This window comes from Paenibacillus sp. FSL H7-0703 (assembly GCF_038003485.1).
Classification (GTDB): Bacteria; Bacillota; Bacilli; order Paenibacillales; family Paenibacillaceae; genus Paenibacillus; species Paenibacillus polymyxa_B.
The window spans coordinates 3,804,613-3,831,089 of sequence record NZ_JBBOPF010000001.1 but is presented as its reverse complement, the minus strand read 5'-3'; the positions used below and the strand labels follow the sequence as shown (position 1 = coordinate 3,831,089).

Sequence of the window (26,477 nt, the reverse complement as noted above, 5' to 3'; positions counted from 1 at the left end):
ACCTCCTTTATGACGACATGCCTGTAAGACTCGAAGATGTACTATTATACTTGCTGATTGCCGTCTCCATCGCAGTGAATTTTTTGTAATAGTTAGTTTCAATCATCGTTAGTCGACTAGTCATGTCACTAATTCGACGGTCCAGGCTCGACAATTGCTCTCCCATTGTGCTCGTAGTAATAAATGAAGCTGTTAGATCCTTACTCACTTTTGAAGTACCAGCTGTATCGGCCATTCTTTGAAGTGAGGTATTCGAAATCTTTTTAAGTTTAGCAAGAATACCGTCTTGCTGTGTATATTTATTAGTTAGCGCCGTGCTTGGATCCTGTTTCCCAAAAAAATTCGAGATAACATCTGGATCTTTTTCTACCGCTGCGCGCAATTTGTCTGCATCTAGAATAAGCTTACCTTTCGTATCATAAGTGCCTGTAGTAATTCCAAGTTCAGACATCATTAAGGGCATATTCTTACCATTTGCATCAACTCTGCCGATGTCTACACCTTGAATCATAGCACTACGCATTTCAGATAATGTATCCTGCAGGATAGGATCGTTTCTAAGCATGCCACTCTTGGCCTTGGTTGTCCAGAGCTTGGCTTCATCATCACTCATAGCGGCTCTTTGTTCCGTCGTAAGCGGGGCGTATTTTTTATATCTCTCCTCACCAACCTTGCCATTGAGTGTAGCGAGAACATCATTATATGCATCGACAAAGCTTTGAATATTTTCGACAATCTTATCGGTATCTTTGGTAGCTTCGATTCTTGTCGCAGCACCACCGGCTGTCTTCAGTGTAATATCAATGCCATTAATGGTAAAATTATTTGATGACTTTTTGACTTCAAGTCCATTTACCTTTAGCACAGCATCCGTTCCGTTTGTTGAAGACAATTTAAATTCACTACTAATTTGAGAATCAATATTGAATGTTTGCGACCCCGTAGTCTTACTAGTTAATGACAAACCAGATTTGGGATCGTACAGGGCAGTTACTCCTGTCTTACTGTTATCATTAATTTTTTTAACAAACGATTCAATGGTTTCGTTTGCATCCACATCAATGGTGTCCCCACCAACCTGAACCGTACGAGCTGCCCCATCGGCAAAGGCAAGCTCTGTGCTTGCCTTTTCAGACCATGAGCTGTCTGAGACAGATCTTGCGGCAGTAGCGAGATTGGTTACCGAGATATCCAATACTCCACTGGCAGACGATGAAGCCGATGCAGTCAACGCGTCACTATTTCCCGATACTGTTACTTTCTGCGGATTCATTGAAGCAGTACGGCTTAATGTCGTCAGTTTATCTTGTAGAAATGAAACAATTTTAGTACTGGACTCACGATAGTTTTCTCGTTTCCATTCCATTAGCTGCTTTTGTTGAGTCAGCTTATCGAGAGGTACACGCTCAGCAGTCATCAGCTTTTTAACTACTGCATCAATATCCATGCCAGAGGCAAGACCGCTTATTCTAGTTACCATAATTGTATATCCCCCTATACTTTTTTATCGATAATGATTCCTGCAATCTCCATCATTCTAGCCGCTATATCCAAAATTTTTTCTGGAGGTACTTCACGAATCAAATCACCCGTTTCCTTGTTCATCACTTTTATCATGATTGCATGCGTCTTCTCATGCACAGATATTTCAAACGTCTTCTGTGGACCTTGTATAGCATCAATTACTTTCTGTAGCTCCAAAACTGCTTCCTCATGTGTCGGTTGCTTCTGACCGGTATCACCTCTATTGGTTGTTCGGACAGCATCTTGTGTAGCAACATAATTTGTTTCGGCATCTGAAAAGGCTTCACGTTTTATTCCTGTTGATGGCTGAACCGGCAACAGATTCCCAGTGCTAGGGGGGATCATCGAATCCATAGAATAACCTCCATTCATAGTTTTAGACACAATAAAACCGTTCTATATTTGAAAAGCTAATACATTATATATCGGTAAATGAGTGCAATTATTTACGAAAAAACTAAAATAAAACAAAAAAAGATCCTGCAAGAAGCAGGATCTTTTTTTGTAACGGCTGTCGTTTAAAATTAACGAAGCAACGACAATACGCCTTGTGGCGCAGAGTTTGCTTGTGACAGCATGGATTGGGAAGCTTGCAGCAAGATGTTGTTTTTGGACAGAGCAACCATTTCTTTTGCCATGTCAGTGTCACGAATACGGGATTCGGAAGCTGTCAGGTTTTCTACAGTTGTGCCCAAGTTGTTGGAAGTATATTCCAGACGGTTTTGCATAGCACCCAAGTTAGCACGTTGCTTAGCAACTTTTTCAATTGCATTTGTTGTTTGAGACAAACTTACACCAGAAGTAAGACCACGGAATCCAGTGGAATCGATACCTTTGATAGTAATTACGAACTTGTCGTCATCAGCTTGGATTTTAACACCTGTTCCGCCGGAAATTGCAATACCGTTGAATTTAGTGTTGGACAGGATTGCGTCAATTTGACCACCCAATTGACCAAGCTCTGCTTTGATGTTGGATTTATCGCCAGCACTGTAAGTATCATTGGATTGTTGAACGCTCAGTTCTTTCATACGAGTCAGCATGGAGGATACTTCGTTCATTGCACCTTCAGCTGTTTGTGCGAAAGAGATACCGTCTTGAACGTTACGTTGTGCTTGTTCCAGACCACGGATTTGACCGCGCATTTTTTCGGAAATAGAGAGACCAGCAGCATCGTCAGCTGCACGGTTGATACGCAGACCTGAAGACAATTTCTCCATATTTTTGCTTGCTGCCGTGTTGTTCAATTGCATGTTACGGTGTGTATTTACTGCAGGTAAGTTGTGATTGATAATCATTTTAAATTTCCTCCCTGAAATGGTTTGATTCCCACGTCCTTGTGGTATAAGCGTCTTCACAGGTCGGCCGCCCTGAAGAATTACCGCTCTAAACTATATATCGACCCTTAAGCTAGAATTGTTTATAGCATTCAAGCTTTTTTTTGAAATATTTTCTTAGAAGTTTACGACTCGGTTATTTCGATTTAAAATCACCATTTTATATAGTGATGACCTTGCCCAAATCCAACCTGTCCTACCTAACTTAAGCCATCAAACAATAACCAGATGGAGATTTTCGGTATTACCGATAAACGCGGTAATACATGATTATATCAATTACTGTTCCAGATAAATAAGCATAAAATCTAGCCAAACAAAGGCCGACACTTTACTCGTGTCGGCCTTTCTCAATGAATGTGCACTACTATCATTGGTGGATCAGGACTTTCTCTTCTCCATCTCCAACATAGCACTTTGAATGGCATTGGAATCCATAACAGCGAATTGGTTATTTTGCTGAATAGCATCAAAGACTTCTTTTCGATAAATATCGATATCCTTAGGGGCAGAAATACCGATTTTCACAGTATCTCCTTCAACAGAAAGAACTGTAATAACGATATCATTCTGAATTACAATGGATTCACCCTTTTTACGTGTTAATACCAGCATTAGGATTCACCGCCTTTGCTGGACTCTATTTTATTCCACAAGGGATGCTTAATTGTATAGTTCGTATTTTGCAAAACAACTTGCTTTCCCGTCTGCTGTTCAATGTTAAAAATTAAAGGCGCAAGCAAATTAACTGTTGTTTTGGATTGATCACTGTTCCATGTACAAATACATCGTACTGATATCTGTTCCTGACTTATAATCCCAATGTCCTCTAGAGCATCATCGGATAACTCAAATTCATAATCTTCAAAGAAATCAAATGGATTTACGGTAATAAAAATAGTAGCTGGCTGCTCTACTGCACTGAAAAGACTAAATAATTCATTATGCTCCTGTAGTTGAAATTCCCGAAGTTGTTCAAATCCTGGTATTCCTTTCGGAAACACATAAAGACTAGTATTTTTATCTTGGTTCTCTTCATCTAATTTCTGTTCTGGGGTCATAAGTAGTCCCTCCTATATATAGTAACAAAAAAGCTACGGACCACTCGTCCATAGCTTCAAATTATAAATGTCAAAGATAAAAATCAGCTCATAAAGTCCATCAAAGATGGCTGCATGATCTTAGCAGATGATTTCAGGGCAGCTTCATAAATGGTTTGGGCAGATGTAGCTTGAATCATCAAACTAGCAACATCCGCATCTTCCGTTTTAGCTTGAAGTGTCGTCAAATTCAAATTTCGCTCTTCCAAACGGGATTGTATCAGTTCAACCCGATTCGTACGTGCACCTACTTCAGACAAACTGGTCTGCATTTTAGTAAAGCGGGATTCAATACTTGAAAGTTGACTCGATATTGCTGTACTATTTCCGCTGCTTAGTGCAGAAGATATAGCATCCATGACCTTAAAAACATTATCAGCATCTGTCGATTTCCCAAAAAAATCGCTACCGGATGTATTTACCCGAAATGCATCTTGGTCTCCAACTGCATAGCTGACCGCGGCTTGATCCGGATTGATCTGATCATAACTTGTTACTGTAGCAGAAAGCTGATACGGCGCCTGATCATAATTTTGTCCATTAAAAACATACTTCCCACGAAGCTGGCTGTTACCAATATTCATCATTTGTTCTTTTAACTGATCAACTTCTAGCTTAATCGAATCCAAGCCGGATTGAGGTAGTGTTTCACTTGAAGCCTGTACTGTCAGCTCTTTAAGACGCTTCATTACATCACTGGCTTGTTGCATGGTTGTATCAGTGAAATCTAACCAGCTAACAGCCGCATCTGAGTTTGTCTTGTATTGTTCATTAGAAGCTAACTCAGCTCTGTAACGTAGGGCATAAGTTACCCCTACTGGATCATCTGAAGGCTTATTCAACTTACGACCAGTCGAAATCTGATTCTCCATTTTACCCATATTATTATTATTTCGATTCAGGTTACTGAGCAGTTGCATACTGGTCATCCCTGAAGTCACTCGAATTGGCATGGCTTACTCCACCTTCTCATTATACTAGAGACCTACGCGGCCTGTACCATTAATCAGTTTGTCCAACAGTTGATCAAACGTTGTCATGAACCGGGAAGCTGCACTGTAAGCATGTTGAAACTTGATCATGTTCGACATTTCTTCATCCAGTGACACCCCGCTGACGGATTGGCGGTTCAAGTCCACTTGCTCAGTCAACAGCTGCGCATTCTGCGATTGTCGCTCTGCTTCCTGAGTTTGGACACCTAATTGCCCAACAATTGCACTGAAGAAGTCATCTACAGTGGTAGTTTGCGCTTGAGTTGTATTAAAACCAAACTTCACATTTTTCAGGCTCGCCATAGACAATGCCAAAGCATTGTTACCTACAGTTACCTTTTCATTAGCTGTTCCCGTTCCATCTACACGCAAAGAACTGGCAATTTTATTGGGATCATCTTGAATATCCTTATTCAGCGTAATGTTACCGGCTGTAATAGCAGTTCCATCTTTCGAGGTGAAAAACACTCCTCCCTTTTCTGGAGTTGTGCCACTGAGTGTGTATCCCAATTGATGGAGTCCATTAATTCCTTGTACGGTTACTTTCAAATCCGCGGTCAAGGTTCTGTTGTTATTCGCATTTGAGTAAGTCACTGCTGCATTGTTGACACCTGAATTCAGTACCGTTCCCTCAGGTAGAACTGTACCTGCGGGTAAAGTAATTTCAATATCACCATTTGCCAAAGTATTAGCTAACTGGTCCATTTGGGTTTTGTAATCTGCTACATATTTATCTCTAGATAAAATCATACCGTACACTTCGCCACCAGTTAACGCTCCACCTTGATATGCAGCCTCAAGGCCAGCCGCCGTAATAGCAGTTACCTCTGTGCCTGCTACAGCTATCTGTCCTGCCACCGTTACCTGATAACCGTTATCCAGCTGAGTTACCTGCACATTCGCAAGCTTGGACAACTTATCAACTGCATAATCCCGCTGATCACGCAAGTCATTCGGATTATCCCCAAGTTGTTCTAACTTGTAAATATTACCATTCAAGTCCGCTACAGACTGCAATAACGAATTCATCTCGCTTGTTTTTAATGTAACGTTAGTAGTCAAATCAGAACTGAGTGCATCCAGTTGCTTGCTAGCCTGGTTCATCGCATCTGTTAGAGCAAGTGTAGTCTCTTTTACAATTTTGCGATTCGTGACATCCTGAGGGTCTTGGCTCAGATCGGACCATGCATCCCAGAAATTATCCATGACCTTACGGATACCTGTATCCGAAGGCTCATTCATAATGGTCTCCAGCTTGTTCAGTGTGTCATAGCGAATGTCCCATCCACCTTGAGAAGAACTTTCATTACGATACTGATCGTCCAAAAACGTCTGACGGACGCGTTCAATAGCAGTGAATTCAACCCCTGTACCCATTTGACCTCGTACAACGGAACGATTCAAACCGTAGGCTTCCATAGAATCCGAGGCCTTCATACTAACCACTTGTCTGGAGTAACCAGCTGTGTTGGCATTTGAGATATTGTGTCCGGTTGTATTAAGTGCTGCCGTTTGTGTGTTTAAGCTTCTCTTCGCTGTTTCTATACCATGAAATGTTGAGACCATATTTTCCTCCTTCAATTAGGCGCGTGTATCAAATAGTCCCGCTCGTACAGTAGAGGTGCTTTTGTCAGCTGGACGCTGATAAACCGCTTCAGATTCCGCATAATATGACATACTCTCAATGGAAAAATCAATATAGGAAAGCGCCTGTTGTATAAGCTGTTGATTCAACTCATTTAATTTCTTCAATTCTACAAGCGTATCCGCTAGATTTTTTTGAATTTGAAGGAGGCGTTGCTTGTCTTCTACATCAAACACAAGACGAGACAACTCCGTAATATTGAGATTCAACTTGGACTTAATACCACGTTCCTGCAAAAATTCATATGCAGCCTGCAGGCGTCGCTCATCCAGCTGTTCAATGTGTCTGGACATCTTCGATTCCTGGTTCATGACTAGAATGAGCTGATCTACCTTATTTGATATCAGTGCTTCTTTTTTTTGATTCCCTAATGTAATCAACTGCTCGTGAGTCTCTCTAAGTTGCTCCAGCACATCAATCAATCGATCTAAAGGCATATTCCTTCACCTAGCTTTCAGAAGACTGCTTGAAATAAGGTAACAGCTTCTCTGCAATTTTATCGGCATCCACACGATAAGTACCAGAAGCTACTTGCTGCTTAAGCTCCTGAATTTTCTTAACACGGTCTGCATCACTGCTGCGGTTCAGCATTTCCATTGCTTCTGGAGAAATCGAAACCTCGTCCTTGCGGCGGGATTTCTTTTGCTCCTCTTGACGTCCTGTTTCAATATTTCGCTGATATGGATTAATGGCTCCGATGCGGTTGGTCTCGTTAATTTTCATAACTTCCACCTTCCTTAGTTATTTGATATGGTCAGAATGTATCAGACGACATAGCGTCGAACATGGTTCGTATTATGCCTCACTTCTTTATTTTGTGCATGGTTGCTAAAAATAAAAAAACCGATAAGCTCTATAAAGATTATCGGTGGTATTTGAAACTTTTTGAATAGCTGAATGTGTTTTTAATTCCCCTGTACTACTTTCCACGAAGTTTATCAATCGCGCTGTAGGTACCTGAGCCCATATTATTACTTTGATCCTGATTACTACTTTCGCGTACAGCCTGATGCAGGTCTTTAGTCAGACGTGTTCGACAAGAATCGCACATATGCCCTTCACGAATCGGTATCCCGCATACCTCGCAAGGATACGTCATATTGGGCGCATTAGCAATGGAAATACGTCCCTCACGTATAAATGTCGTGATTTGCTTTACAGATACCTCAGTAGCCTCTGAAAGCTCATGCATATGAATGCCCTTATTTTCACGTATATGTTTGACACAACGTTCGTATTCAATTTCAATTTCTTTAATACAGTTCTGACAGATTCCCCTGACATTCTTAATAAACAGCTTTCCACAGCGAGGACAGTTATCCAAATTCATCCTCTGTAGCGCCCCTTTCCAATTTCCGATCTTTAATTACTTTTATCCTTACATTAACTTATAATGAAGAGCCTCGTCTAGCAAATATTTCAAAAAAAGTTTTTCAGATTTTACACAATTGCACATTTTATAAGTTATCATATTAAAAGTATAAGAGAGAATGATCCATCAGCAAAAGTTTCTCTATATTTATATGCATCAATATGCAATGACATAAAAATAAAGAAAGCCCATGAAGGCTAATAGCTCAGCCTAGTGCATGTATCTATTTATCGTCAAACATTACACCGTACTTTAGATAGAAAATAAAATAAGCGCCATTCCAGTTATTTTCGGGAATAGCGCTTCATTATACAATTAAATAGCTATATATGAATATGAGTAAATGTAGAAATTAATTATCAAGATGAGGGAAAAACCGGGCGAAACAATCCTCAGAAGAATTCATGTTCACCTGTGCCCCGAATGACATCAAGGAAATCCTGTAAATCCGGGGGAACGGCGCCCATACGAATGCTCCGCACATGGAGTGTGGGTATTCATAAATCTCATGGACCTAACATCATCTCAACTTATAACATATCTGAAATCAAGCTAGATGCATCAGTGGAAATTTGCAGCCCAAAAAAACAAGCTATTTCACAAATAATTATTCAAAAAAGCATTGTTTTAATAGAGGCCTTCCCGTATACTATAGTCAAACGCTTGGTTTAAAAAACACACTTCATTATACATTTATAATGATATTTATTTATTTGTGTTTGCCTGCGGTACTTGCAGTTCTTGGCCTACTTTAACTAGGTTGTTGATTTTAACCAGTTCTTCAACAGTTACACCGTATTTTTCAGCAATAGAAGCCAATGTGTCGCCCTCTTGAACATTTACTGTTATTGTATTTACAGTTGCTGGTGTTTCAGTTGTAGTCGTTGCTGGTTTTGTGGTTGTTGCTTGATTGTTGTTCTCAGTAGCTGGTTGAGCTGGTGTTGTAGTTGCTGCATCTTTAGTAGTTACAGTCCCAAAAACTTTTGTTTCAAATGCTTTTTGCGCTTCTTCTTGCTGTTTGATGATCAGTTGTTCTTCAGCTTGATCCTTATTATGGTCAGAGTTCGATTTTGCCATTACTTGACCTGTTGCAAGTGGACTCAACAAAGATACTGCACCTAAACTAACTGCCAACATGCTAGATACTGCTACTTTTTTCATTACGTTTTTCATGATTTGTTCTCTCCTCTTTTTAGCTTTAAATTTTAATTAACTGCTTTACTACTGAGCGAGACACTCCCAATGTCCGCTCTTTAGTCATTAGCTAATCACTTATTACCAATCATGTTAGCTATCAACAGATAGAAATTGTACTCCTCTTTTCCAAAAAAATCAACCTCTAAATTGAAATATTCTGTTTTCATCCCTCACTTCCTTACTTTTTGTTTGTCTCTATATTTTTATTATATACCTCTCTCTAGCTCGTTGTCAAATCCTGCTGATTGTACGGCTTAAAAGACTTTTACTCTATCATTTAATCCTGCTTTCAAGAAAGTTATAACCTTTTTTTCATAGTTTCAAGCAAAATTTCATGGAAAATACTAGATATTTAGACTTATGATCTTGCTAAGGTCAGGCAAAAAATAGTCAAATGCATTCCTTGCTCTAATGCCCTTTCTCTCAAAACACGTGCACACGCCTGCAATGTGCTCCCCGTTGTATAAATATCATCTACAAGCAAAACGGTAACGGAAAGCTTGTTCTCCGTAACACATTGAGATTCAGTTTTTAAAATAAAAGACTTCATCAAATTCGCCATATTGGGGTTAACAGAAAACGCGTTATTCATGGTGTTCATTCGTTCCTTTTTGGATTTAAAGCTTTGTTTGCCTGTATCTTGTGGACGAGCAAGTAAAGATAGGAAGGGGAGCTTATTCCGCCTAGCAATCTCTTCTGCCAAGATCCGAGCCTGATTGAAGCCTCGCTCCGTCAGCCTCTTCTCACTTACCGGGACACAGGTCACTACATCTACACTCCACAAAGATTGCTTGAAACGAGAATGTTTATGACTTGCAAACTCATACCTCATCGCCTGATAGGCTCGATTCATGATCTCGCCCAGCAAGGAACCATACTTTTCATTTCCACGATATTTGAACTGCCCAATCCATTCTCTCATCATCGGTGTATAGCTGGTTGCACTCCGATTGCACACATAGTAACGTACTAATCGGTCAAGCCTTACGCAATCCGGGCAAAACGTCGGACGTCCACAATAAACACAACGAATATCGTAAACCCAAGGAATTTGAAGCGAACAAGAAGTACAAATTCCAGGAAATTCGGAAAAACGCCCTGTGAGAGTGCCGCAAGCCATACATGTTTGGGACTGGCGATGGAATAACCAATTCAAAAATAGACGGGTTGTTGGAATCATCCCCATACCAGAATGCACCTTTCTTGGTAGTTTACGTACTGACATTGTTTCAGGTTTCACATTTCCAAAAAAACTTTTTTTATTTAATGCATTTAGTGCTTCGCCTCCTTCAGGTATCCTCTTTTCCGAGCCAGTGCATTCATACGTTTAATCTGTTTAATTGCTCTTTTTTGACCTCGTGTCCATTGGGGGGATGTAAAAATAACACCTCCACATGGGTCATCCTTGAACCTGCCCGCGCGACCCGCCATTTGGACAAGAGAGGCTTCATCAAAAAGACTGCTGTCCGCGTCTAATATGTACACATCACTCCGTGGAACAGTTACCCCTCGCTCCAAAATAGTCGTTGTAACCAGCACACGTATTTCAGTAGCTCGAAATAAGCGCACTTTAGCGGTTCTTTCTTCATCCTGTGAGGAGGTGCCTGCAATAGGTACATCAGGTAATTGTTTAATCAGCAGCTTCACAAGTCCCTGAATATGTGAGATTCGTGTCACAAATAGGAAAACCTGTGCCCCACGTTGTATAGATACGCGTAGGCGTTGAATAAAGGATAGGGGAAGCCGACCTTTTTGCAGCCAATGTTGCACTGAAGCAGCCCCCAGGCGAAATGGGACAGGTAAGGGATGACGATGAAAACGAACGGGAACCTTGGCGTGTGGCAGTAGACCGCATGCAGCCTCTTTCTGCAAGGATTGCGGTGGTGTAGCAGACAAATAGATAAACTTTCCCTTCGGCTTACATACTGCTCGTGCAGCAAAGGCAAGCATAGGATCATTGTGATAAGGGAACGCGTCAATCTCGTCAATCACAACCAAATCAAAGGCTTGACGATAACGCAATAGCTGATGTGTCGTTGCCAGTGTAAGCTGTCCCCTTTGCCACCGTTCTGCGCTTCCCCCGTAGAGCGTCACCATGCTCACATCGGGAAAAGCAATGGCCAAACGAGGCGCTAACTCCAGTACCACATCACGGCGTGGTGTTGCCACAAGTGCCGTTCCTCCGTGGTCCAACACATATTGCAATAGCGGAAACATCATTTCCGTCTTGCCTGCGCCTGTTACAGCCCAGAGCAGAAAACGTTCTACCGTGGTATCAGGTACCTGCCGATCAGCGTTATGCCTCGCACCTTCTCCAGGTTTCGGCGAAGGTTGCCTGCTGCGGGCAAGGTTGCTGCCATGCGAAGCGGCAGCATCTGATCCCCGGCGCGCAACCCTATCGTGCCGGAACAACGCCCGGAGCCCACGGCCTTCCGGGCGAAAACGTCCCCGCACTTCGCCGTGCGGTGCGGCCAAAAAGCGCAGCGCCGCTTCGGCGGCGGCACGTTGTGCAGGGCTCAGCCCCCAGCGGTCGAGTTCCGTCGCCGGGGCCCTGACTGCTGTGCGCGGCAGGACGAGTTTCGCTGCACCGCGCAACAGCAGCGAGCATTCACGGCTTCGCCCCAGTGCGAGACATGTCTCGCAGTAAGCGCACGCCTTACGTCCGCACGATGCGCAGCTCGTGCGGTGCACTACCCCGCTGCCACAACGATTGCAGCGAAGTTCATGCGTACGCGCGGCAGACCAGCGCGTACGTGGTGCTGGAGCGAGGCCAGCAGCAAAGCAGAGTCGGCCTTGCAGATATGCAAGTTGTGCAGCGGATCGCCAAGTATGCTCCAAACCTGGCGCTGCCTCTGCCAGCAGCGCTTCGACTTCCGGAACGAGTAACTGGCGTCCTGACAACAAATTAGCCAGTTCATTCGCTTGTCGTGTTAAACACTCCCTATCCAATCCATCAATTCCCGTGATGAGACTTCTTTTTTGAATAGAACGTAAAATTCCGTTTGTTTCCCGTCCCTCATCCCCACCTTTTGTGCAGGAAGTCCACCCTTGTACATGATCCCAAATGCATATATTTTCTACTCCTCCAGATAAAATTCGTTCTCCATCAAAAGGCTCAAGAGCCAGTTCACTTTTTAGCTGTGCGAGAATATAAGCCCACCACTTTCCTTTTCCCCATCGCTCCATATCTGCCAATCCCTTAAATGTTTCGCACAACTTTGTCCCCCAGGACAAGGGAAGCTCATCTCCTAATAACACCCATCTTTCGACAACATTCTCCTGCCCCTCATCTTGATTCATCCACCATGTCATATCTACTCGAATATCCACAGATAATCGGAGAGTCCAATTCCCTTTATACCTCACTGCATATACTGAAATCTTCACCTTCCCCTGCTCCTCCCATTCATGATTTTTGCGGTTCTTGTTACCCCAGAGAACAGCAAAAAAGCACACTCCTATGGCTAATAGCCTGAAGTGTGCTTCACATCAAGTAGATCTCAACGAAATCCCTGTCGTCTTGCCTATGCAACTGTTTTAAAACATTTATATCCGATTTTAACCACGATGTCCACAATCCCCTATCGCTAAGGAACAAATGGGGCGTCCGCCAACGACTTGACCGTTCTAAGATCAATAACAACCTGCTTTTCACCGCCTGACTTCGGTAAGACCGGGTTCCCCGGTGAAAAACGACTTGAAATGACTGAAACATCCATATGACTATAGCGTAGTAGCCGTGTCAGAATCGGTAGCGTATCGTCCATAGATTCATCATCCAGTACCGTCACATGTAGCGGCCTCCGGTGTAGCCAGGCAAGTATGTTCAGCGAACGCATCACCCATTCCACACGATCTCCGTCATTGGACGTAATCACAATATAGCGAGTCGCGCGATGACCCGGAGATATTGCGCGTGAATCTTCACCATTGTGATAAGCCTGAACCGCCTGTCGTATATACATAAGATGAACGACTGCGGCTCCCACACCGTATATAAGCAATATCCAAACCAAGTGAGCCGTCACGAGGGTTCCACCTCCTCCTATAGCGACAATATATGCCGTATAACAGGAAGAGGTGTCACGGTTATGTACTGGGTTTCCGTATGAGCGGACATATCGCTCCCAAAGAAAGGCGGTACAGCATTCATATCTATTAGCAGCTGCATCGACTAATGCATGGAAAGACTACACTTTACAGCGTAACCCATCCATATTTAATTGAGTTAATAACTGCTTGTGTACGGTCATCAACTTCCATTTTTTGCAGAATGCTGCTGACATGGTTTTTGACCGTTTTCTCACTAATGAATAAATATTCACCGATCATCTTGTTGCTCTTACCTTCAGCCATCAGACGCAGCACTTCAGCTTCACGACGGGTCAATGGATTATTTTCACCTGCGACAAACTTCACGCCGGCTTCCTTCGTATGACCTTCAGCCATAGCCCCTGTTTCATTCAGGTAGGTCATCCGGCGAAGCTGCTGAATGAGCTTACCCGTTACCTTCGGATGGATAAACGCATATCCTTCATGAACCGAACGAATTGCATTAATGAGGGACTCGGCCTCCATATCTTTTAACAGATAACCATTGGCTCCCTTGCGCAACGTCTCGAATACATAGCTTTCATCATCATGAATGGATAAAATGATAACTTTGACATCCGGGAACATCTCACGCAGTTTTTCGGTTGCCTCTACACCATTTTCAATTGGCATATTAATGTCCATCAGAACAATATCTGGTTTCTCTACGTTACAGAATTCCAACACTTGAATACCATCGCCACATTCTCCGATGACCTCAATGTCGTCCTCCATATTCAAAATACGTTTAAGTCCTTCACGGAACAACTGATGATCGTCCGCTAAGAGAACTTTAATGGGTGCATTGCTAATTTCCTGATTTTCCATGTTGTTACTCCTTTCCCTTTTCCACGTTGGTTGGGATATGAATCACTATCTTGGTGCCTTGATTCTCAGCTGATTCGATCTCCATTCTCCCCTCGAGCAGTTCAACCCTTTCCCGCATACCAATCAGACCAAAATGCCCATGATCTTTGCTTTTTTGCTGAAAAAGCTCTGGCTTAAAGCCCAAACCATTATCCTGCACCACGATTTTTACAAGCTGCGCCTGATAGGTAATCTCAACAAGCACATAGGTAGGATAAGCATGCTTGGCAGCGTTGGTCAAAGCTTCCTGGATCAGACGGTAAATGGCTGCTTCCATCGCGGAAGAGAGACGGTGTTCCTTGCCCCTTGTTTCAAAAAGCGATCTAATTTTCGTTTTTTCTTCAAAATCCTGCACATATTTCCGGAGCGTCGGAATAAGTCCCAGGTCATCCAGGGCCATAGGACGCAAATTGAAAATGACCTTTCGCATTTCCTCAAGACTGGAGCGAACCTGTTTCTTCAAGTCTACTATTTCGTCCTGAACCATCTTAAATTCCTGCTTGGCGATCATTCTTTCCACAATTTCCGTCCTAAGCACTAGATGCGCAAGGAGCTGCGCAGGTCCATCGTGAATTTCACGGGATATACGTTTGCGCTCCTCTTCCTGAGCCAAAATAATTTTCAGACCAATAAACTGCCGGTTTTTGGCCGATTCGATGATCCGCGTCACTTGCCCCAATTCACCTGACAAATATTCCAGCACGACCCCCATCTGCGAACCGATGGTTTCGGCACGCTCGACAGAAGCCTCGACACTTTTGGCCCGCTTTTGAAGATCATCTCTTCTGGCTTTGAGATACATTTCCTTCTCGCGGAAAATCATCACATCGAGTTGAAGCTGTGTTGCCTTCTCATAAGCCTGCTTGATATCCTCTTCCGAATAGCGAACGAAGTCGCGGCTGACCTCAGTCAACCGAATGCGGGACCGCCGATAGTTCATTTCCAGCTGGTCCACCTTTTCGATCGTTTCTGCTGTTTCCTTCAAGACGCTCTGGAGCTCCTGATTTAACGTGACCAGCTCGGTCCGGGCCGTGTCCAATATTTCGAACATCTGATATTTGCTGTTCTCCATCACCTGGATGGCGTTTTTAATGACTCGGTCTATGATATCGGCTTGAAAGTCCACAAATGTTCTACTCCAATCCTAGCATTTCAAGTATATATCATACCATATCATGACTGGAGGGTGATGGTCTTCGTTTCTTGTTCCCATTTTACAGTCATTCCTAACTGCTCAGACACGAGTCTTAATGGGACTAAAGTCCTACCTCCTAGCACAATGGGTGCAACATCAGTGCTTTGACGCTTCCCGTTCAGAACAACTTCTTTTTTCCCTACGGTCAAATCCATCAGCACACCGCCGCGCATAATGGTGATCCGCTGATCGCCCGCATTCCATTTGGCTTGTCCGCCAAATGCGTCCAGTACATACTTGATCGGAACATATGTTGAACCATCGCGAGTCATCGGAGCGGCATCAATCGTGGTCGGCGTTCCGTTCACCGTCATTGATTTTTGCCCGATCGTCATTTGAGCTGTTCCTTTTTTGAGTCCTTCTGTACCGACCGTTCCCGGTGTATTAAAAGAAATATTATCAAAAGCAACATTGCCTGTTTTAGCGCGCTCGTCCTGACCCTCTGCCACATTGACCACATAAAGACGCTTCAGCTTCGCCGGATACGAAATATTCAAACCGCTCATATCTGCGTTAATGGTTTTCCAGCCGTTCCAGTCGATCACTTTAGCGAGATCAATATATGCTGTTTTGCCTTGAGCATCCTCTAGCTCTGCGCGCAGCCAGTTCAGACTCTTATCCCCTCTGACATCAATCGAGATGGAAGTAGCCGCCTGTTCAAGCGTTTTCCCGGATGTGCCGTTCAATTGAGCGTAAGCATACATTTTACCACTGCCGTTCGTCATATCGTAGTTCAGCTCTAGCACTTTGGAATTGGCATGGTCGCCATCTCCTTGTACAACAGCCGCTGTGCCGGTAACACCTTCCACATTCGAAGTAAAATCAACCGGATACGAAACATTTTCGAAGTTCTCCCAGTTGTTTGTACTTGCTCCGCCAGCAGACAGGAAGACGACAGCGCTGAAACCATCATAGCGACCGATGGCATAGCCCGTTTTCACGCCTGCATCCACCGTATTTACTGTAAGCTGATTGTCCTTGACACTGCCCTTAAAGCCGATGAACTCCCATTTGAGCGCATCTGACGTAATGCTGACACTCTGTCCATCTTTTGTCTTTGCCGTTACCGGTACAGCGATTTTAGCTCCAGCGGTAAACGAGCCAGTTCCAGTGCCTGCGGTAAGTGATGAAATTTCATCTGCTCCAAGCACCGTGACCTTGGTTGTAGCGCTGGCTGAGCCACTAGATGCCGTTAAAGTAGCAGTTCCCGGTTTGGCTCCCTTTACAACGCCGCCGCTCACTGACACAACAGCCGGATTGCTGGATTTCCACGTCACTTGTACTTTCGAGGTATCGAATGGATTGTAGTAGTTGTCATAACCTTTGAAGGAATAGCTTCCGGTCTGACCAATCAGCAACGTTTTATTGCCCTTGATGGTGAAGCCTTTGAGCGTTCCTTTAGGAGCATTGGTATATACCCCCACTCCATTTACAATACTACGTTGCTCTGTACCATATTCTGTATTGAACGTAAGCCCCGCTGTCGTATCTCCCAAATCACGTGTCACCATGGTGGTAGAGCCGCCCCCGTCAAGGTTCATACCCTTCCAGACGCCAATATCTTTCATCAGCGTTTGCAGCTCGCTCAGGGATACACCAACGCTGTTCCCATTCTTCTCAACAGCAATGACATAAGCGTAACGCTTGTCACGAGAATATCCCAGAGCTGTACGCGCACGCGTTCCGCCTATGCTTGTTGTGCTTCGGGAGAAAGAGGTTTTCTGACCGTCATTTACTAATATGGTATGTCCACCAATCATCATTTGAAGGTTAGAAGGATCTACTTCACTCCCTGTCGATTTAACACGAAGGTGATAACTTGTTTCTACCGTCTGTCCCACGGTCAGATGCGCTTTGGCATAATCAGCAGCTTTACCATGAGTACGTAAAATATAGCCATCCTGCGGAACGGTCATATTCAACGTAGCATTGTCGGAGACTTGTGTAACCACACCATTTTGTACCAATATCTCGGTGGGCGTTGTCGAACTGTTTTTGGGCCGCTCAATCGCTTTCCAAGCAGATGTATAAATATACATAGCATTAGAGTGGCTATAGCCGCCCCCACTCGTCTCAGGCGAATACGAAGCCTTGTTCATCCCCGCCAAAGAGAAGGACGACCCATCTCCAGCTTTTACTGTACCTTCAAAAGTAAACTGCTCCACCATGGGAGAACCATCCTTGGTTACAGCAAAGGCATACATACCCGTTAAATCAGACGGAGTAGACATCAACACACCCTTGGATACTTGTCCACCGATCGGCGCTCCCTCGCTGGAGGTATTAAAATAATCTCCGTTTACACCAGCAACCGCCCCGGTCTCTTTTGCCATGCCACCTGTACTCTGACGGGTCGTAAACTGTCCATTCTTCCCCGTCATGACATCCAGCTTGACGTACGGATTTTGTAAGTCCACTCGAATGATATCAGCCAGCGCTGTTCCCTTGGACCCTTTAAAACGATATTTCAATAATGTTGCACCCGAAGTAATGATCTCTTCGCCCAATTTTAAAGTTGAACCAGAGGCTGCACTTGCGATTGGAGCAGACATCCAACTATTCAAGGGCATTAGAGCCCCAGTTCCAGCAACCGGACCGACCCATAATACCCCTGCCAGTGTTAACACGGCCCATCTTTTAGCAATTCCTCTGCCATTTACTTTCACTTCACTCTGTTTCTTATTACTTAAAAACATTTGGATAATAGCTCCCATCTTCAGTGTATTCAAACGGTTTTATTCCGCACGTGTACTCTATCAATAAACAAAAAAATCCTCTTATGTTAATAGACTTATTATATAGGCAAAAGTTACGAAAATCCCGTCAACTAATTCATAAAATCTAAAACGATGAATTGACGAATGCAATATCGGCGCACTATAATACATTTGAACTTATTAGTTCAAATAATACTGATTAGTTCACAAATCCAATTATGACCCTATCGGAAGGATTGATAATCATGAACAAACAACGGGCCATCATCATATTCACTTTATCCCTGAGCATCGCAATGACCGGATGTTCTACAGAAAAAAAAGATGCCGCTCTAGGTTCATCTGCACAGCCAACCGTTGTGCGCACCGCAATCGTCAAATCCACGCCACTTCATACGGCCTATAACTTGTCAGGCACTCTTCAGGCTTATGAGGAGAACACACTGGCTTTCCAAAATGGAGGCACTGTAGCCAGTGCATATCTCACTGTCGGTACTGCTGTACAGAAGGGCGCCGTTATTGCTAGTCTGGATGACGCTGACTACAAGCTTCAGGTGGCACAGGCGACAGCCTCCATCTTGGAGGCACAGGCTGGTATTGATAACGCACAGGCTAATTTACAGGCTGCTACCTCCGCGATTCAATCCGCCGATGCCGGCATTACAGGAGCTCGCGCGAATGTTAACAAGGTCAATAAAGGCGCACGTGCTCAAGAGAAACAACAAGCGCAAGCTACTGTAGATAAGGCACAAAGCGCTTATAACAAGGCCAAGACGGATAGCGAGCGTACACAGAAGCTGTTTGAGGCAGGCGCTGCTACCGCATCAGATAATGAAAATGCTCGCCTGAATGCTACCGCAGCCCTGAAAGACCTGGAACAAGCCAAGGAATCCCTGTCCCTTTTGCTGGAAGGAGCCACAGCCGAAGATCATCAATCCGCCCAAGCTTCCTTTCAAGATGCGCTTGCAGGTAAAAGCAAAGCCCTTGCGGCCAGTGAACAGGCTGCAGCTTCCCAAAAACAAGCCCATGCCAACTACGAAAAAGCCCTTGTTGCCAAGGGGCAGGCAGAACTGGCACTTTCACGCACACGTCTAATCTCTCCTGTGAACGGTGTAATCTTAGACAAAATCGTGAATACAGGTGATTTGGTCGCGTCAGGGCAAGCCGTCTATCGCATAGGGTCCATCGACCGCCTCAAAGTGCTGCTTCCTGTACCAGACAGTGAAATTAAGGATTGGAAAAAGGGTCAACAAGTAGAAGTGGCGCTCTATGAAGAGACTCGTCAAGGTACGGTGTCTAACGTCTATCCTTCGACCAGCACCGACACGGGAAGGGTTAACGTAGAGATTGTTATAAACAATCCACAGCGAGACTGGTTACCCGGTCAGGTCATTAAAGCTGCTCAACAGGTGACCGACAAGAATGGGATTCTCGTTCCTGCCGAAGCAGTCATTAACACGGGAAGCAAGCCTTTTATTTTCAAAGACATTCAAGGAAAAGCTGTTAAAACCCCTGTGGAGCTTGGTAATCAGGTTGTAGATAATCAGTTGCAAATCGTATCGGGACTTCGTGAAGGCGAACGTATTATCGTTAAAGGGGCAGAAAACCTGTTTGATGGAAATGCGATTCAGTCAGAGGAAGGCGGACGCCCATGATTGAGTACATCGTAAAAAAACGAAAAATTACATTGCTGTTTTTTGTCATGCTGATTTTGGTCGGAATCTTCGGCTTTTTCCAGTTACCACAGCAGGAAATGCCGGATGTCACCATACAGAATGCTATGGTAACAACAGTCTACCCCGGTGCTTCACCACAAAAAGTAGAACAAACCGTAACTAAAGAGCTGGAGAAACGCATTAAGGAAGTTGAAGGTGTTAAAACGATTAGTTCGACTTCTGGTAACGGATTCTCCTCTATTTTAATCGAATCCAAAAACGGAGTTGATCCTCAAACGGTTTGGGATAATATGCGTAAAAAAGTGCAGGATGCACAAGCTGATCTTCCTCAAGGCGCTGAAGTGCCTGTTGTAAATGACAAGCTAACCAGCTCTTTTATCGGCTCCTATGCCCTAACAGCTGACTCTTCCGCACCACTGTATAAACTAAATGATTTAACAACAACTTGGAAAGATCAGCTCAACACCATTTCTGGCGTATCTAGCGTCAAATTCAATGGTCTCCCTGATCAAGAAGTACGTGTTCATATTGACAACCAGAAGCTTCAGCAATACCAGCTGTCATGGGGACAAGTAGCTCAAGCGATCCAGTCTCAAATTGATCGGGTTCCTACTGGTAATATTGAATACAACGGACGTACCTATCAACTTATTGTTCGCGAAACCGAAAAAGCTGATGAATTGAATCAGGTCCTTTTGACACGCACCAAAGAAGGTAATCCTGTATATTTGAGAGATATCGGCACAACGGAGCTGGCACATCCTAATACAGAATACTTTGCCTATGTAGAGGGTAAACCGGCCATTACGCTAAGTATTGGAGCAGAAACAGGCACAGACATCCCTTCTATGAGCGAAAAGGTCAATACCAAGCTCAAAGAACTGGAGAAAACACTTCCCGCAGGTGTTCACTTTCAAACTCTTTTTGCACAAAAGGATCAGGTAAGCCATATCTTTGACGACTTAAAGCGTGAAACGATTCTTGCGATTGCGGCCGTTATTCTCGTTTGTATGTTGGGGCTGAATTTGCTCACCTCTGCATTTGTTGCACTGGCCATTCCTATTTCGGTTTCGATTGCCATTATCTTTTTGCCTATGTTCGGCATCACTCTAAATCAGATTTCCGTTGTCGGTCTGATCATCGTACTCGGCATACTCGTGGATGATGCCGTAGTTGTAAATGATAATATTGAGCGTAGACTTACGGAATTAGGAGAATCACCCTCAGTCGCAGCTGTAAAAGGTACCAAAGAGGTCATGCTTTCTATTTTGGTTGCAACTCTGGCTACTATCTCAGCTTTCGCGCCATTGTTGTTTCTTCCTGGAAATGTAGGTGCCTTTATTAAACCTATTCCTGCTATTGTCTCCCTAACCATGCTTGCCTCTATGATCATGTCGCTCACCATCATCCCTATTTTTCGAGAATGGTATGAGAAGCGCAGACAGGCTCGTCACCCTCAGGGTAAGTCTAAACCAGCAGGCTTGCTCGGCCAGCAGATTCATTCTTTAAACAAGCTCTATTCACAAAAACTGATGCCTAAGGTTATTCAGCGTCCCTTGTTGACAGCCATGGTCGGACTCATGCTTGGAACAGCCGCCTATGGATTAGTTCCCTTTACCTCAGTTGAACTTTTTCCTGAGTCGGAAGATCCTCATGTCGCACTAAATGTAAAAATGCCTGTAGGCACTTCAATTGCGGAAACCGACCAGGTCGTTAAAGACCTTGCAGGCTGGGTGAAAAAGCAACCTGAAACTTCCAAGGTCGTCTACAGCGCTGGAGGGACTGCCCCACAACTTTTTAGTGACATTAATAGTTCGGGTGGAAATATTAGTTATAACGAAACGGTGGGGCAGATTGCTGTCGTCGGCAAAGAAAACGTATTCGATCTCAATACGACAGTTGATGCTTGGGAACAACATGTTAAGAAATCCTACCCTGGAGTTACAGTTACGATGTATGTTCCTCGTCTCGGGATTCCAGTGGGTAAGCCCGTTTCTATTCGTATCTCAGGTCAGAATCTGAATGAACTGCAAACTCTTGCCCAAAAAGCAAAGGAGCAGATCGCGACAGTAGAGGGCACAACAGGCATCGTGGATGATATAGGAATTGAACGATATGCACTGGAGCTTGAGGTCAACAAACAAGCGATGGATCAATACCTGGTAAGTTACACAGATTTGACTCGCACCCTGCTTCTATTAAAAGAAGGAGCCCAAGTCAGCCAATTTGATACTGGAAACAGTCTGGTAGATATTAAAATGTATTTGAATCACAGCGACGAGGAGCCAAGTAAGCTTTTCCAACAATTAAGTGTAGTTAATGCAGCTGGTAAGCAAATTCCATTAAACCAGCTTGTCCAGATTAAACCGTCATTTGCTATTCAGCAAATCAAGCATTACAATATGGAGCGGACGATTACGGTGGAAGCCGATTTGAACGGACGAACTGCAAGCGAAGCGATGGTTGATGTTGAAGGTAAGCTGGCGCAAATGAAGTTCCCAGAAGGCTACAAATGGGAGGTTGGTGGGGAAACCTCTGACCAATCGACCATATTCAAGGACTTAGGACAGCTGGCGATCGTTGTAGTCTTGCTCATTTTACTCTTGATTACTATGCAATTTTATTCCCTCTCCATTCCTATTATTATTATGACGACCGTGTACCTGGCAGCAGCCGGCGGGATTATTGGTATTTTCTTGACCGGTATGCCTATTGGTTTTATGAGCATCATGGGAATTATTGCACTCGCGGGCATTGTTGTGCGGAATGGGATTGTGTTAATTGAATTTATCGAGGATGCACGACATGAAGGAATGGAATTAAAGGAAGCCGTAATACAGGCGGCCGCTGCTCGCTTCAGACCGATTTTATTGACATCTTTGGCAGCTATTGTAGGTATGATTCCATTAGCACTATTGGGAAGCCTGCTCTTTAAGCCACTGGCGTTTACCGTCATTTTCGGTTTGTTATTCTCGACCTTGTTAACCTTGTTTGTCGTACCGTCCTTGTATATGATCATGGCCAAGTACAAGATGCGCCGTCAACTCAAAAAACAGCAGCACACAGTTATCACACGTGACCAACCTTTGTGATGTATGAAGTGAATTCGATGCTGTCGAGTTGGCCGGTCCCTAGGGGGAAGTATGTATGGAAAGTAAAAAAAATGATATTTTACAGGCGGCCATTCGGCTGTTCTCCAGAAAAGGCTATTCTTCAACATCTGTTGAAGAAATAGCCAAAGAAAGTGGGATGGCGAAAGCATCCTTCTATAAATATTTTCAAGGAAAAGAAGAACTCCCTCTAGAAATGTGTATCATTCTGGAAAATAACATTGAACAAGACATCCGGGCTCTCTACAGCAAACCTAATCTTTCTAAGCACGATAAACTGCACGGTTTTATTGTACTTTACTTGAAAAATCTCGTTGAAAACAAAGTGTATCTCATGATGGATCTTCCTGAGCCTTCCATGCTTATTTTTCAGAATGAACAACTCAATTACGCATTCGAGAATCATGAATACAAATTGTACAAATGGGTTCGCGACTGCCTGATTGATATTTTTGGACCGAGCATTGAAGATCATGCATGGGATATGACCTTTGTACTTAAAAGCATTGTGTTTGAATATATTCGCTTCTTTGCCGATCGGATGAATGATGAAACGATTGAACATCTAACACAGTTTATTATCTTCTTATCCAGTTCCTTGGCAACCAGCCTGAACAATGCTGATTCAGCTCCACATTTGTTCTGGAGCAAGCAAGGCTGGTTACCTGAAAGTGCTCTAAGTAACCCCTTTGACCAAGGCCGTCAAATTAACAGCCTTCTCCACTCCTTGGAAGACAGTATACTGCTGTCTTCGTGGAGTTCAGAGGAGAAACAGGAGTGTCAGCAAATCTACGCTCATTTAAAGGAAGAGGCTCTGAAATCGAACCCTCAAAAAGGCCTCCTGAAAGCCCTTTTTGCGTATTTGGAGCAGTACAAGGAACTGCAAAAGGTTTGTCGTTTACTTAAAAATTTATTGGACCATGCACCGATATCCGAGTAGTCACTCAGTATTCGGTACTTCGGTGCAAATTCATACTTAACAGCGAAACACATCAAAAAAAGACTGTTCATGCAAAGCATGAAACAGTCTTTTTGGGTTATTGCTTTTATTTTGATAATATACGAGGAATTACAGCCCCGCTTGTTCTTTTAGAATTTCAGCTTTATCTACGCTCTCCCATGGTACATCCAAATCTGTACGGCCAAAGTGACCGTAGGCAGCAGTTTGCTTATAAATTGGACGACGCAGATCCAACATGCGAATGATGCCTGTTGGGCGCAGATCAAAGTTATTTCGGATCAATTCAACTAGCTTCTCATCGCTTACTTTACCCGTACCGTATGTATCGACGTTAATCGAAACAGGCGTAGCTACACCAATGGCATAAGCAAGCTGAATTTCCACTTTGTCTGCCAATCCAGCTGCCACGAGGTTTTTCGCTACATAACGAGCAGCGTAAGCAGCGGAACGGTCCACCTTGGTCGGATCTTTACCGGAGAATGCTCCCCCGCCGTGACGCGCATAACCACCATACGTGTCCACAATAATTTTACGGCCTGTCAGACCTGCATCTCCTTGAGGGCCACCGATAACAAAGCGTCCTGTTGGATTAATGTAATATTTGGTTTGCTCATCCAGTAATTCGGCAGGAACAACTGGCAAAATAACCTTTTCTTTGATATCTGCTTGAATTTGCTCCAAAGTAGTATCTTCCGCATGCTGCGTAGAAACCACAATAGCATCAATACGAACAGGTTTACCATTTTCATACTCTACCGTTACTTGAGTTTTCCCGTCTGGACGAAGATAATTCAGTGTTCCATCCTTACGTACTTCAGACAAACGTCGTGCAATACGGTGAGACATAGCGATAGGCAAAGGCATCAACTCAGGTGTCTCGTTCGTAGCAAAACCAAACATCAATCCTTGATCCCCAGCCCCAATGTTTTCCGTTTCTTTATCTACTTCAGCAGGATCACGGCTTTCCAAGGCAGCATTAACCCCTTGAGCAATGTCCGGCGACTGTTCATTCAAAGAAGTCAATACAGCGCAAGTATTATAGTCGAAACCGTATTTCGCACGTGTATAGCCAATTTCCTTAATCGTATTACGTACAATGGATGGAATATCCACGTATTCCGATTTGGAGCTGATTTCACCAATGACGAGAACGAGACCAGTAGCTACCGATACTTCACATGCTACCCGTGCATTAGGGTCATTAGCCAGAAAGGCGTCCAATACAGCATCGGATATCTGATCACAGATTTTATCCGGATGGCCTTCTGTTACAGACTCGGACGTGAACAAATGGCGGCCTTTTACAGACATGAATTTCAACCTCCCACAATTAAAATACATGAGGATTTATTAAAAAATCCTGACATGGCAATGGCATTATTCAGATACCTTCAAGCTAACAAATGGCGGAAGATATCTTGTTACCTTATTAATAAAAAATGAACCTTTTCCGGTAGGAAAAGGTTGCGTACAAGCCTCAAATGCCATGATATCCTATTTAAAACAAGGTGTCAATTCGTGCAGCCCAATTACAACATTCGAAATTGAGGTAAGTTTACATGCAAATCATTTTCGATTCACATGTAAATAACCCTAGTCTATACGCTACTATATAATCAAAAACTTAGAAAATTATTGCTATTTACAATGTACCAAATTCAGATAAGCTACGTTCAGCAGATTGTATCAGTCGCTTAGTAATTTCACCACCAACTGAACCGTTCTGTCTTGAAGTCAAATCACGCCATGCTACATTTTGGCCCCCCGAAAACTCCCCCAATTCTGCAGCAAATTCACTGTCAGCATTGGGATGTATATGAGTATATTGAGGATTATAAACTGGTAGCCCAAACTCAGCAGCGATCTCATACTTCAAATCATCTAACCTGGCACGGCTTTCGGGAATTAATCGTCTTTGACCTCTTGACGCCATCGTATACACCCTCCACTAAACATATTGTCTTTCATGGGGTTAGTGTGTAGCGATTAGGTTCAATTTAGCCAAGAACAATTTACTATCCCAAGCAGTATTTAAGAAAAAGAGCCCACCGAAAGCAGCTTATATACAAAAACAGTTTACTGAACAGTGTAACCGCCTCGTACCATAACGACCAGACCAAACTTCTGACCTTCTTTTACTTGAATACCTCTTCCTTCTCTAGGAAAGGATAATAAATGATTTTTTTCGACAGCCTGATTATGGAAAATTTCCGTTCCAGAAGTAATATCAATAGCACCACTGGTATCCATACTATACACAACAGCATAACCATTTCGTAAAATAAACTCTGACCCTGCTTTGGCAATCAGTTTTTGGCCAGGCTTTACATCAACTACTTTTAAAGCCTCTGTCTGCTCTGGTGTGGAAGTTTTTCCTGCACCAGAAGCTCCTGACGCTGTTGTGTTAGAAGTAGCGTTTGTTGTTGGAGTAGTCGAACTAGTCGTTTTACTACTCGTATTACTTGCTGGTGTTCCACCTTTGATGGCCTGAGCAATTTTTTGGTCAACATAGCTTTTGGTTACGACTGGATCATCAGCTGTACCAGGTTGTCCAGAACTGGAGGCACCATCAACTGAATTGTTCATTAAGGAACCAGCAACAATTCCTCCTCCAAGTAAAACAGCAGCCAATGATACTTTATAGCGTGATTTCATGAAGTCCTCCTACAGCAGGTTATAGCAAGTATAGTTA

General features: G+C 43.6%; 23 protein-coding genes. 3 read left to right on the top strand and 20 right to left on the bottom strand.

Annotated elements, in window-relative coordinates; genetic code table 11:
- Window positions 1-7 precede the first annotated feature (7 nt).
- The 17 genes from fliD to MHB46_RS16875 form a co-directional block, all read right to left on the bottom strand.
- The gene (gene fliD / locus MHB46_RS16955) at window positions 8-1,480 is read right to left on the bottom strand and encodes a flagellar filament capping protein FliD (RefSeq protein ID WP_339201041.1); all 1,473 of its coding nucleotides are present in this window, start codon (window positions 1,478-1,480) and stop codon (window positions 8-10) included.
- Window positions 1,481-1,494: 14 nt separating this feature from the next.
- Window positions 1,495-1,878, bottom strand: a complete 384-nt coding sequence (locus tag MHB46_RS16950) for a flagellar protein FlaG (protein ID WP_339201042.1) — start codon at window positions 1,876-1,878, stop codon at window positions 1,495-1,497.
- A gap of 170 nt (window positions 1,879-2,048) precedes the next feature.
- Window positions 2,049-2,822, bottom strand: coding sequence for a flagellin N-terminal helical domain-containing protein (locus tag MHB46_RS16945; protein WP_322158809.1), 774 nt, complete (start codon window positions 2,820-2,822; stop codon window positions 2,049-2,051).
- Between the two features lie 420 nt (window positions 2,823-3,242).
- On the bottom strand, window positions 3,243-3,476 hold the full coding sequence (gene csrA, locus MHB46_RS16940; protein ID WP_341162932.1) for a carbon storage regulator CsrA: 234 nt from the start codon (window positions 3,474-3,476) through the stop codon (window positions 3,243-3,245).
- On the bottom strand, window positions 3,476-3,922 hold the full coding sequence (locus MHB46_RS16935) for a flagellar assembly protein FliW (protein WP_053326245.1): 447 nt from the start codon (window positions 3,920-3,922) through the stop codon (window positions 3,476-3,478). The genes csrA and MHB46_RS16935 overlap by 1 nt, the downstream gene beginning before the upstream one ends.
- Window positions 3,923-4,005: 83 nt before the next feature.
- The gene (gene flgL, locus MHB46_RS16930) at window positions 4,006-4,914 is read right to left on the bottom strand and encodes a flagellar hook-associated protein FlgL (protein ID WP_076294043.1); all 909 of its coding nucleotides are present in this window, start codon (window positions 4,912-4,914) and stop codon (window positions 4,006-4,008) included.
- A gap of 24 nt (window positions 4,915-4,938) precedes the next feature.
- A complete protein-coding gene (gene flgK, locus MHB46_RS16925) occupies window positions 4,939-6,519 on the bottom strand; it encodes a flagellar hook-associated protein FlgK (RefSeq protein ID WP_341162931.1) in 1,581 nt (526 codons plus the stop codon).
- Window positions 6,520-6,534: 15 nt separating this feature from the next.
- On the bottom strand, window positions 6,535-7,035 hold the full coding sequence (locus MHB46_RS16920; protein ID WP_341162930.1) for a flagellar protein FlgN: 501 nt from the start codon (window positions 7,033-7,035) through the stop codon (window positions 6,535-6,537).
- A 10-nt stretch (window positions 7,036-7,045) separates the two neighbouring features.
- Window positions 7,046-7,321 carry a flagellar biosynthesis anti-sigma factor FlgM gene (gene flgM / locus MHB46_RS16915; protein ID WP_013312286.1) on the bottom strand — a complete coding sequence of 92 codons (276 nt, stop codon included), beginning with the start codon at window positions 7,319-7,321 and terminating at the stop codon, window positions 7,046-7,048.
- A gap of 196 nt (window positions 7,322-7,517) precedes the next feature.
- A complete protein-coding gene (locus MHB46_RS16910; RefSeq protein WP_044648603.1) occupies window positions 7,518-7,928 on the bottom strand; it encodes a TIGR03826 family flagellar region protein in 411 nt (136 codons plus the stop codon).
- Window positions 7,929-8,675: 747 nt separating this feature from the next.
- A complete protein-coding gene (locus tag MHB46_RS16905) occupies window positions 8,676-9,143 on the bottom strand; it encodes a LysM peptidoglycan-binding domain-containing protein (RefSeq protein ID WP_341162929.1) in 468 nt (155 codons plus the stop codon).
- A gap of 382 nt (window positions 9,144-9,525) precedes the next feature.
- Window positions 9,526-10,353: a ComF family protein gene (locus tag MHB46_RS16900; RefSeq protein ID WP_341162928.1), complete on the bottom strand. Its 828-nt coding sequence runs from the start codon at window positions 10,351-10,353 to the stop codon at window positions 9,526-9,528.
- Window positions 10,354-10,439: 86 nt separating this feature from the next.
- Window positions 10,440-12,554, bottom strand: a complete 2,115-nt coding sequence (locus MHB46_RS16895) for a helicase-related protein (RefSeq protein ID WP_341162927.1) — start codon at window positions 12,552-12,554, stop codon at window positions 10,440-10,442.
- A gap of 200 nt (window positions 12,555-12,754) precedes the next feature.
- On the bottom strand, window positions 12,755-13,195 hold the full coding sequence (locus MHB46_RS16890; protein WP_061831630.1) for a hypothetical protein: 441 nt from the start codon (window positions 13,193-13,195) through the stop codon (window positions 12,755-12,757).
- A gap of 169 nt (window positions 13,196-13,364) precedes the next feature.
- Window positions 13,365-14,087 carry a response regulator gene (locus MHB46_RS16885; protein WP_007432713.1) on the bottom strand — a complete coding sequence of 241 codons (723 nt, stop codon included), beginning with the start codon at window positions 14,085-14,087 and terminating at the stop codon, window positions 13,365-13,367.
- A 4-nt stretch (window positions 14,088-14,091) separates the two neighbouring features.
- Window positions 14,092-15,252 (bottom strand): sensor histidine kinase, encoded by a 1,161-nt coding sequence (locus MHB46_RS16880; protein ID WP_013312293.1) that lies wholly within the window; start codon window positions 15,250-15,252, stop codon window positions 14,092-14,094.
- A 47-nt stretch (window positions 15,253-15,299) separates the two neighbouring features.
- Window positions 15,300-18,017, bottom strand: coding sequence for a stalk domain-containing protein (locus MHB46_RS16875; RefSeq protein ID WP_341162926.1), 2,718 nt, complete (start codon window positions 18,015-18,017; stop codon window positions 15,300-15,302).
- 266 nt (window positions 18,018-18,283) lie between these two features.
- Between MHB46_RS16875 and MHB46_RS16870 the strand changes: the two genes are divergently transcribed.
- The 3 genes from MHB46_RS16870 to MHB46_RS16860 are packed head-to-tail and all read left to right on the top strand — an operon-like array spanning window position 18,284 to window position 23,764.
- The gene (locus MHB46_RS16870; RefSeq protein WP_254326128.1) at window positions 18,284-19,693 is read left to right on the top strand and encodes an efflux RND transporter periplasmic adaptor subunit; all 1,410 of its coding nucleotides are present in this window, start codon (window positions 18,284-18,286) and stop codon (window positions 19,691-19,693) included.
- Window positions 19,690-22,806 (top strand): efflux RND transporter permease subunit, encoded by a 3,117-nt coding sequence (locus MHB46_RS16865; protein WP_341162925.1) that lies wholly within the window; start codon window positions 19,690-19,692, stop codon window positions 22,804-22,806. Before MHB46_RS16870 ends, MHB46_RS16865 begins: the two co-directional genes overlap by 4 nt.
- A gap of 55 nt (window positions 22,807-22,861) precedes the next feature.
- Window positions 22,862-23,764, top strand: coding sequence for a TetR/AcrR family transcriptional regulator (locus MHB46_RS16860; RefSeq protein ID WP_341162924.1), 903 nt, complete (start codon window positions 22,862-22,864; stop codon window positions 23,762-23,764).
- A gap of 129 nt (window positions 23,765-23,893) precedes the next feature.
- Here MHB46_RS16860 and metK read toward each other — a convergent pair whose 3' ends face one another.
- From metK to MHB46_RS16845, 3 genes are all read right to left on the bottom strand, one after another.
- Entirely contained in the window at window positions 23,894-25,096 is a 1,203-nt protein-coding gene (metK, locus tag MHB46_RS16855) for a methionine adenosyltransferase (protein WP_013312298.1), read from the bottom strand.
- A 331-nt stretch (window positions 25,097-25,427) separates the two neighbouring features.
- The gene (locus MHB46_RS16850) at window positions 25,428-25,718 is read right to left on the bottom strand and encodes an alpha/beta-type small acid-soluble spore protein (protein WP_341162923.1); all 291 of its coding nucleotides are present in this window, start codon (window positions 25,716-25,718) and stop codon (window positions 25,428-25,430) included.
- Window positions 25,719-25,861: 143 nt separating this feature from the next.
- On the bottom strand, window positions 25,862-26,440 hold the full coding sequence (locus tag MHB46_RS16845; RefSeq protein ID WP_341162922.1) for a hypothetical protein: 579 nt from the start codon (window positions 26,438-26,440) through the stop codon (window positions 25,862-25,864).
- Window positions 26,441-26,477 lie beyond the last annotated feature (37 nt).

Coding starts and splice junctions, on each gene's coding strand:
- fliD (WP_339201041.1), bottom strand. CDS start 1,480: ATGGTAACTAGAATAAGCGGTCTTGCCTCTGGCATGGATATTGATGCA.
- MHB46_RS16900 (WP_341162928.1), bottom strand. CDS start 10,353: ATGGGGATGATTCCAACAACCCGTCTATTTTTGAATTGGTTATTCCAT.
- MHB46_RS16910 (WP_044648603.1), bottom strand. CDS start 7,928: ATGAATTTGGATAACTGTCCTCGCTGTGGAAAGCTGTTTATTAAGAAT.
- MHB46_RS16935 (WP_053326245.1), bottom strand. CDS start 3,922: ATGACCCCAGAACAGAAATTAGATGAAGAGAACCAAGATAAAAATACT.
- MHB46_RS16905 (WP_341162929.1), bottom strand. CDS start 9,143: ATGAAAAACGTAATGAAAAAAGTAGCAGTATCTAGCATGTTGGCAGTT.
- metK (WP_013312298.1), bottom strand. CDS start 25,096: ATGTCTGTAAAAGGCCGCCATTTGTTCACGTCCGAGTCTGTAACAGAA.
- flgL (WP_076294043.1), bottom strand. CDS start 4,914: ATGCCAATTCGAGTGACTTCAGGGATGACCAGTATGCAACTGCTCAGT.
- MHB46_RS16870 (WP_254326128.1), top strand. CDS start 18,284: ATGAACAAACAACGGGCCATCATCATATTCACTTTATCCCTGAGCATC.
- MHB46_RS16875 (WP_341162926.1), bottom strand. CDS start 18,017: ATGTTTTTAAGTAATAAGAAACAGAGTGAAGTGAAAGTAAATGGCAGA.
- MHB46_RS16865 (WP_341162925.1), top strand. CDS start 19,690: ATGATTGAGTACATCGTAAAAAAACGAAAAATTACATTGCTGTTTTTT.
- MHB46_RS16850 (WP_341162923.1), bottom strand. CDS start 25,718: ATGGCGTCAAGAGGTCAAAGACGATTAATTCCCGAAAGCCGTGCCAGG.
- MHB46_RS16945 (WP_322158809.1), bottom strand. CDS start 2,822: ATGATTATCAATCACAACTTACCTGCAGTAAATACACACCGTAACATG.
- MHB46_RS16860 (WP_341162924.1), top strand. CDS start 22,862: ATGGAAAGTAAAAAAAATGATATTTTACAGGCGGCCATTCGGCTGTTC.
- MHB46_RS16885 (WP_007432713.1), bottom strand. CDS start 14,087: ATGGAAAATCAGGAAATTAGCAATGCACCCATTAAAGTTCTCTTAGCG.
- flgM (WP_013312286.1), bottom strand. CDS start 7,321: ATGAAAATTAACGAGACCAACCGCATCGGAGCCATTAATCCATATCAG.
- csrA (WP_341162932.1), bottom strand. CDS start 3,476: ATGCTGGTATTAACACGTAAAAAGGGTGAATCCATTGTAATTCAGAAT.
- flgK (WP_341162931.1), bottom strand. CDS start 6,519: ATGGTCTCAACATTTCATGGTATAGAAACAGCGAAGAGAAGCTTAAAC.
- MHB46_RS16845 (WP_341162922.1), bottom strand. CDS start 26,440: ATGAAATCACGCTATAAAGTATCATTGGCTGCTGTTTTACTTGGAGGA.
- MHB46_RS16920 (WP_341162930.1), bottom strand. CDS start 7,035: ATGCCTTTAGATCGATTGATTGATGTGCTGGAGCAACTTAGAGAGACT.
- MHB46_RS16950 (WP_339201042.1), bottom strand. CDS start 1,878: ATGGATTCGATGATCCCCCCTAGCACTGGGAATCTGTTGCCGGTTCAG.